The following is a 6,141-nucleotide window of genomic DNA, read 5'->3' as shown; positions in this document are numbered from 1 at the left end:
CACGACGACTGACACACCGCCTTCGCGAGCAAGCCCGCTCCCACATTTGATCTTCGGTGTCAGGAAGATCGTGTAAGGTTCGGCGGTTATGAAGGATATACGCCCGCGTGCATCTGTGGGTCGCACCTTACATTTCTTCACACACCACCTACAGAGCTTCACAGCACTGTGGCGGGGGCGCCCGTAGGATGCGCCAGTCAATATTGGGATATGAGCATGTCGAAGAATCTGTTTGCGCCGTTTTGCCTGTTGGCCCTGACACTGGCGTTGAGCGCGTGTGGCAAGTCGGCGGACGACGCCGCCGAGGCGCCGCTGGCCAAGGTGCGGATCGAAACCCTGGAAGCCAAGCCCCTGTCCATCACCAGCGAGTTGAGCGGACGGATTGCCGCGCCACGCATCGCCGAAGTGCGCGCCCGGGTGGCCGGCGTGGTGTTGCAACGGGTGTTCAAGGAAGGCCATGACGTCAAACAGGGCGATGTGCTGTTCCGGATTGACCCGGCGCCGTTCAAGGCCGACCTCGACAGCGCCCAGGCCAGCCTGCGCAAGGCCGAGGCCAATGCATTCCAGGCGCGCTTGCAAGAGCAGCGCTACAGCCAACTGGTGGAAGGCAACGCCATCAGCGGCCAGGAATACGACAACGCCCGCGCCGCCGCCCGGCAAACCGCCGCCGATGTGGCCGCCAACCAGGCCGCCGTGCAGCGCGCCAAATTGAACCTGGGTTATGCCACCGTGACTGCGCCGATTTCCGGTCGGATTGGCCGTGCGCTGGTGACCGAAGGTGCGCTGGTGGGCCAGAACGAAGCCACACCGATGGCGCTGATCCAGCAACTGGACCCGATCCACGCCGACCTGACCCAATCCACCCGCGAGCTGAACGACCTGCGCCGGGCCTTTCGCGCCGGGCACTTGAAGCAAGTCGGCCAGGACCAGGCCAAGGCCACGCTGATCCAGGATGACGGCAGCCCGTACCCACTGCCGGGCAAGTTGCTGTTCGCCGAGATCAGCGTCGACCCGGGCACCGGGCAGATCATCTTGCGCAGCGAGTTCCCCAACCCGGACCTCGACCTGCTGCCCGGCAGCTTTATCCGCGTGCGCCTGGAGCAAGCCGTCGACCAGCAAGGGATCAGCGTGCCGCAACGGGCGATCACCCGCGACAGCGCCGGGATCCCGATGGTGTTGCTGCTGGACGCCGAGCAAACCGTGAGCCAGCAGCCGGTAGAACTGGGTTCGGTGGTCAATGACCGCTGGGTGGTCAACAGCGGCCTCAAGGCCGGTGACCGTATCGTCGTCGAAGGCCTGCAACACGCCCGCCCTGGCGAGAAAGTCCAGGTCGACGACAGCCCCGCGCCCATCGCCCAGGCATCCGGCCAATAAGGATCGTTAAACATGCCGCAGTTCTTTATTGACCGCCCGATCTTCGCCTGGGTGGTCGCCCTGTTTATCCTGCTGGCCGGCGCCCTCGCCATCCCGCAGTTGCCGGTGGCGCAGTACCCCAACGTCGCGCCGCCGAAAGTCGAGATCTATGCGGTGTACCCGGGTGCCTCCGCGCAAACCCTGGACGAAAGCGTGGTCAGCCTGATCGAGCAGGAGCTTAACGGCGCCGATCACCTGCTGTATTTCGAATCCCAGAGCAGCCTCGGTTCGGCCACCATCACCGCCACCTTTCAGCCGGGCACCGACCCGGAGATGGCCCAGGTTGACGTGCAAAACCGTCTCAAGGCCGTGGAGCCGCGCCTGCCCCAAGCCGTGACGCAGCAAGGCTTGCAAGTGGAGAAAGTCTCCGCCGGCTTCCTGCTGCTGGTGACCCTGACCTCCAGTGACGGCAAGCTCGATGACGTGGCGCTCAGCGATTACCTGGCGCGCAACGTGATGAACGAACTCAAGCGCCTGGACGGTGTGGGCAAGGCCCAGCTGTACGGCGCCGAACGCGCAATGCGCATCTGGATCGACCCGCAGAAGCTGATCGGCTTCAACCTGACCCCGGCCGACGTCAACGCGGCGATTGCGGCGCAGAACGCCCAAGTGTCGGCCGGCAGCATCGGCGATTTGCCGGGCACCAAGACCCAGGAAATCACCGCGTCGATCCTGGTGAAAGGCCAACTGTCGACCCCGGCCGAATTTGCCGACATCGTGCTCAAGGCCAACCCGGACGGTTCCACCGTGCGCGTCGGTGACGTGGCGCGGGTGGAAATCGGCAGCCAGGAATACCAGTTCTCCACCCGCCTGAACGGCAAGCCGTCCACCGCCGTCAGCGTGCAGCTGTCACCGGGCGCCAACGCCTTGAGCACCGCAACCCTGGTGCGGGCGAAGATGGACGAACTGGCGCGCTACTTCCCGGCCAACGTCGAATACAAAATTCCGTACGACACCTCGCCGTTCGTGAAGGTCTCGATCACCAAGGTGGTGTACACCCTGGGCGAAGCGATGTTGCTGGTGTTTGCGGTGATGTTCCTGTTCCTGCAAAACATCCGCTACACATTGATCCCGACGCTGGTAGTGCCCATCGCGCTGATGGGCACCTTTGCGACGATGCTGTTGCTGGGTTTCTCGATCAACGTGCTGACCATGTTCGGCATGGTGCTGGCCATCGGCATTTTGGTGGACGATGCGATTGTGGTGGTGGAGAACGTCGAGCGGATCATGGTTACCGAGGGCCTGTCGCCCAAGGAGGCCACGCGCAAGGCCATGGGCCAGATTACCGGGGCGATTGTCGGTATCACCCTGGTGCTGGTGGCGGTGTTCCTGCCGATGGCGTTCATGCCGGGTTCGGTGGGCGTGATCTATCAGCAGTTCTCGTTGTCGATGGCCACCTCGATCCTGTTTTCGGCATTCCTCGCCCTGACCTTGACCCCGGCCCTGTGCGCGACCTTGCTCAAGCCGATTGCCAAGGGCGAGCACCATGAGAAAGGCGGGTTCTTCGGCTGGTTCAACCGGCGCTTCGAGCAGTTCACCGACCGCTATGAAGGCTGGGTGGCCTACGCCCTCAAGCGCAGCGGGCGTTACCTGTTGATCTATCTGGTGCTGGTGGTGGGGCTTGGGGTGCTGTTCGCCCGCCTGCCCTCGTCCTTCCTGCCGGTGGAAGACCAGGGCTACACCATCACCGATATCCAGCTGCCGCCGGGTGCCAGCAAAAACCGCACGGTGCAGGTCGCCGAGCAGATCGAGGCACACAACGCCGGCGAGCCGGGCGTGGGCGATACCACGATGATCATGGGTTTCAGCTTCTCCGGTTCGGGGCAGAACGCCGCGCTGGCGTTTACCACGCTCAAGGACTGGTCGGAGCGCAGCAGCAAGGATTCCGCCGCGGCCATTGCGGACCGTGCCAACGCGGCTTTCAGTGAGCTGAAGGACGCGATTGCCTATGCAATCCTGCCACCGCCGGTGGATGGCCTGGGCACCTCCAGCGGTTTCGAGTTCCGCCTGCAGGACCGTGGTGGCGTCGGCCATGCCGCGTTGATGGAGGCCCGCACCGAACTGCTGGCCGCTGCCGAGAAAAGCCCGATCCTGGCCAACGTGCGTGAAAGCGCCCTGGCCGAAGCTCCGCAAGTACAGCTTGAGGTGGACCGCAAGCAAGCCAATGCCCTGGGCATTTCCTTTGCCGATATCGGCAATGTGCTGTCCTCGGCCATCGGTTCGGCCTATATCAACGACTTCCCCAACCAGGGCCGCATGCAGCGGGTGGTGGTGCAGGCCGAAGGTGATCAGCGCAGCCAGGTGGCCGACCTGATGAAGATCCATGTGCGCAACAATGCCGGGAAGATGGTGCCGCTGTCGGCCTTCGTCGAGGCGCGCTGGATTCAGGGCCCCGCCCAGTTGACCCGCTACAACGGCTACCCGGCCATCGCGATTTCCGGTGAATCGGCACCGGGCCACAGTACCGGCGAGGCGATGGAGGAAATCCAGCGCCTGGTCAGCCAACTGCCCGCCGGCCTGGGCCAGGAATGGACTGGCCTGTCGTTGCAGGAACGCTTGTCCGGCTCCCAGGCCCCGCTGCTGCTCGGTTTGTCGCTGCTGATCGTGTTCCTGTGCCTGGCGGCGCTGTATGAGAGCTGGTCGATTCCGACCTCGGTGCTGCTGGTGGTGCCCCTCGGCGTGCTCGGCGCGGTATTGGCCGTAAGCTTGCGCGGGATGCCCAACGATGTGTTCTTCAAGGTCGGCCTGATTACCATCATTGGGCTGTCGGCGAAGAACGCGATCCTGATCATCGAGTTTGCCAAGGACCTGTATGACCAGGGTGAAGACCTGATCGACGCCACGTTGAAAGCCGCACGCCTGCGCCTGCGGCCGATCATCATGACGTCCCTGGCGTTCATCCTCGGCGTGGTGCCGTTGGCGATTGCCACGGGCGCCAGCTCGGCCAGCCAGCAGGCCATCGGTACCGGGGTGATCGGCGGCATGATTACCGCGACGCTGGCGGTGGTGTTTGTGCCGGTGTTCTTCGTCGTGGTCATGAAGCTGGTGCGCAAGCGCCACACGTAATAAATGCGCTATGGTGCTTACACATCCCTGATTTGTGAGCGCCATGCCCTTCCTCGCACGCACCCACCCTCGCCTGTCCTCCGCCGCCGTACTGGGCCTGGCGGTGGGGCTCCTGGCTCCCGCCGACACGATCATCAGCAAAATCCTCATCGGCTGGAACGCCGGGGTCTGGACCTACCTGGTGCTGATGCTGTGGCTCACCAGCCACTCCCGGGCCGACGACGTGAAACGCATCGCCGAGATCGAGGACGAAAACGCCGGCCTGGTGTTGTTCATGGTGTGCATCGCAGCGATTGCCAGCCTGGCGACCATCACCCTGAACCTGGTGGGCACCAAGGACCTGAGCGATAGCCAGCGCCTGTTGCACTACGGTTTTACCGGCCTGACGGTGGTTGGCTCATGGCTGCTGATCGGGGTGATTTTCAGCGTGCACTATGCGCGCCTGTATTACACCTGGGACGGCCCCGAGCCGGCACTGCGCTTTGCCGAGGATTTACGCACGCCCAATTACTGGGACTTCCTGTACTTCTCGTTCACCATCGGCGTGGCGGTGCAAACGGCGGATGTCGGGGTTGCCACGCGTACCATGCGCAAGGTGGTGCTGGGGCAATCGTTGATCGGGTTTCTGTTCAACACGGCGATCCTGGGGTTCTCGATCAACATCGCCGCCGGATTGTTTGGATGAAGCTGCACAAACCTTCTAGACGCTAAGCCCCTGCAGGAGCGAGCTTGTTCGCTCTTGCAGTGTTCCACCCCATAGGTATTTTATGGCCGCCCACAACTGGATCGACCTGGCTCAGGACGCCGACACCGGCATCGAGACCCTGCGCGCGCATTTCGAGGGCCACGCCTACGACCCGCACTGGCACGACAGCTACCTGGTGGGCGTCACGGAGCAAGGTGTGCAGCAGTTCAACTGCCGGCGCACCCGCCATAACAGCGTGCCCGGCCAGGTGTTCCTGGTGGAGCCCGGCGAGCTGCACGACGGCGACGCGCCCACGGCGGACGGTTTTACCTACCACATGCTTTACCTCGACCCGCAGTGGTTGGCGCGGGAAGTCAGCGCAGTGTTCGAAGAAGCGCCGCTCGACAGCCAGCTGGGGTTTGCCAGCACCCTGGCCAGCGACCCGCGCCTGGCCCTGGCCACCAGCCGGGCCTTCCAGACCTTGCACGGAGGTGAGCTGCGCATCGTGCGGCAACAGGCAATGGACCAACTGCTCGAACGCCTCACTGCGCAACTGCACTGGCGCACCCGCTACCATGAAGACCCTCGCCTGCCACGGGTGGCGCACAAGGCCCGGGAATACCTGCATGCGCACCTGCAGCAAGACGTGGGCATGGATGAACTGGCGCTGGCCTGCGGCGTCGATCGCTTTCGCCTTACCCGCGCCTTCAAGAGCGCCTTCGGCCTGCCACCCCATGCCTACCTGGTGCAACTGCGCCTGGCCCGCGCCCGGCATTGGCTGGCCAACGGCAAGCAACCCGCCGACGTGGCGGTTGCCCTGGGCTTTGCCGACCAGAGTCACCTGGGGCGCTGGTTCGTGAGGGCGTATGGCCTGACGCCGGCGGCGTATCGCAAGCGGTGTTCAAGCGTTTTGCAGCGCTAGCTGCGCCACCACCACTCGTCGGCACTGTCAATTCTCACAGGTTCGCCACGCCCCC

Annotated in this window: 4 protein-coding genes; all 4 read left to right on the top strand. The window is 63.9% G+C overall.

Features of this window, described 5'->3' with window-relative positions:
* The first annotated feature begins 216 nt into the window (after positions 1 to 216).
* Entirely contained in the window at positions 217 to 1,374 is a 1,158-nt protein-coding gene (locus tag ACW9I6_RS16660; RefSeq protein WP_457339554.1) for an efflux RND transporter periplasmic adaptor subunit, read from the top strand.
* A 12-nt stretch (positions 1,375 to 1,386) separates the two neighbouring features.
* Positions 1,387 to 4,479: an efflux RND transporter permease subunit gene (locus tag ACW9I6_RS16655; protein ID WP_003214052.1), complete on the top strand. Its 3,093-nt coding sequence runs from the start codon at positions 1,387 to 1,389 to the stop codon at positions 4,477 to 4,479.
* Positions 4,480 to 4,522: 43 nt separating this feature from the next.
* Positions 4,523 to 5,164 (top strand): DUF1345 domain-containing protein, encoded by a 642-nt coding sequence (locus tag ACW9I6_RS16650; RefSeq protein ID WP_003214055.1) that lies wholly within the window; start codon positions 4,523 to 4,525, stop codon positions 5,162 to 5,164.
* Between the two features lie 82 nt (positions 5,165 to 5,246).
* On the top strand, positions 5,247 to 6,086 hold the full coding sequence (locus ACW9I6_RS16645; RefSeq protein WP_177009627.1) for an AraC family transcriptional regulator: 840 nt from the start codon (positions 5,247 to 5,249) through the stop codon (positions 6,084 to 6,086).
* The last annotated feature ends 55 nt before the right edge of the window (positions 6,087 to 6,141 follow it).

The organism is Pseudomonas sp. SDO5522_S412 (assembly GCF_054071215.1).
Note: the sequence above shows the minus strand (reverse complement) of the source record. Positions and strands in the feature narration are given on the sequence as shown.

Excerpts from the sequence above, each read along its gene's own strand:
- ACW9I6_RS16660 (WP_457339554.1), top strand. The coding sequence starts at position 217 with ATGTCGAAGAATCTGTTTGCGCCGTTTTGCCTGTTGGCCCTGACACTG.
- ACW9I6_RS16655 (WP_003214052.1), top strand. The coding sequence starts at position 1,387 with ATGCCGCAGTTCTTTATTGACCGCCCGATCTTCGCCTGGGTGGTCGCC.
- ACW9I6_RS16650 (WP_003214055.1), top strand. The coding sequence starts at position 4,523 with ATGCCCTTCCTCGCACGCACCCACCCTCGCCTGTCCTCCGCCGCCGTA.
- ACW9I6_RS16645 (WP_177009627.1), top strand. The coding sequence starts at position 5,247 with ATGGCCGCCCACAACTGGATCGACCTGGCTCAGGACGCCGACACCGGC.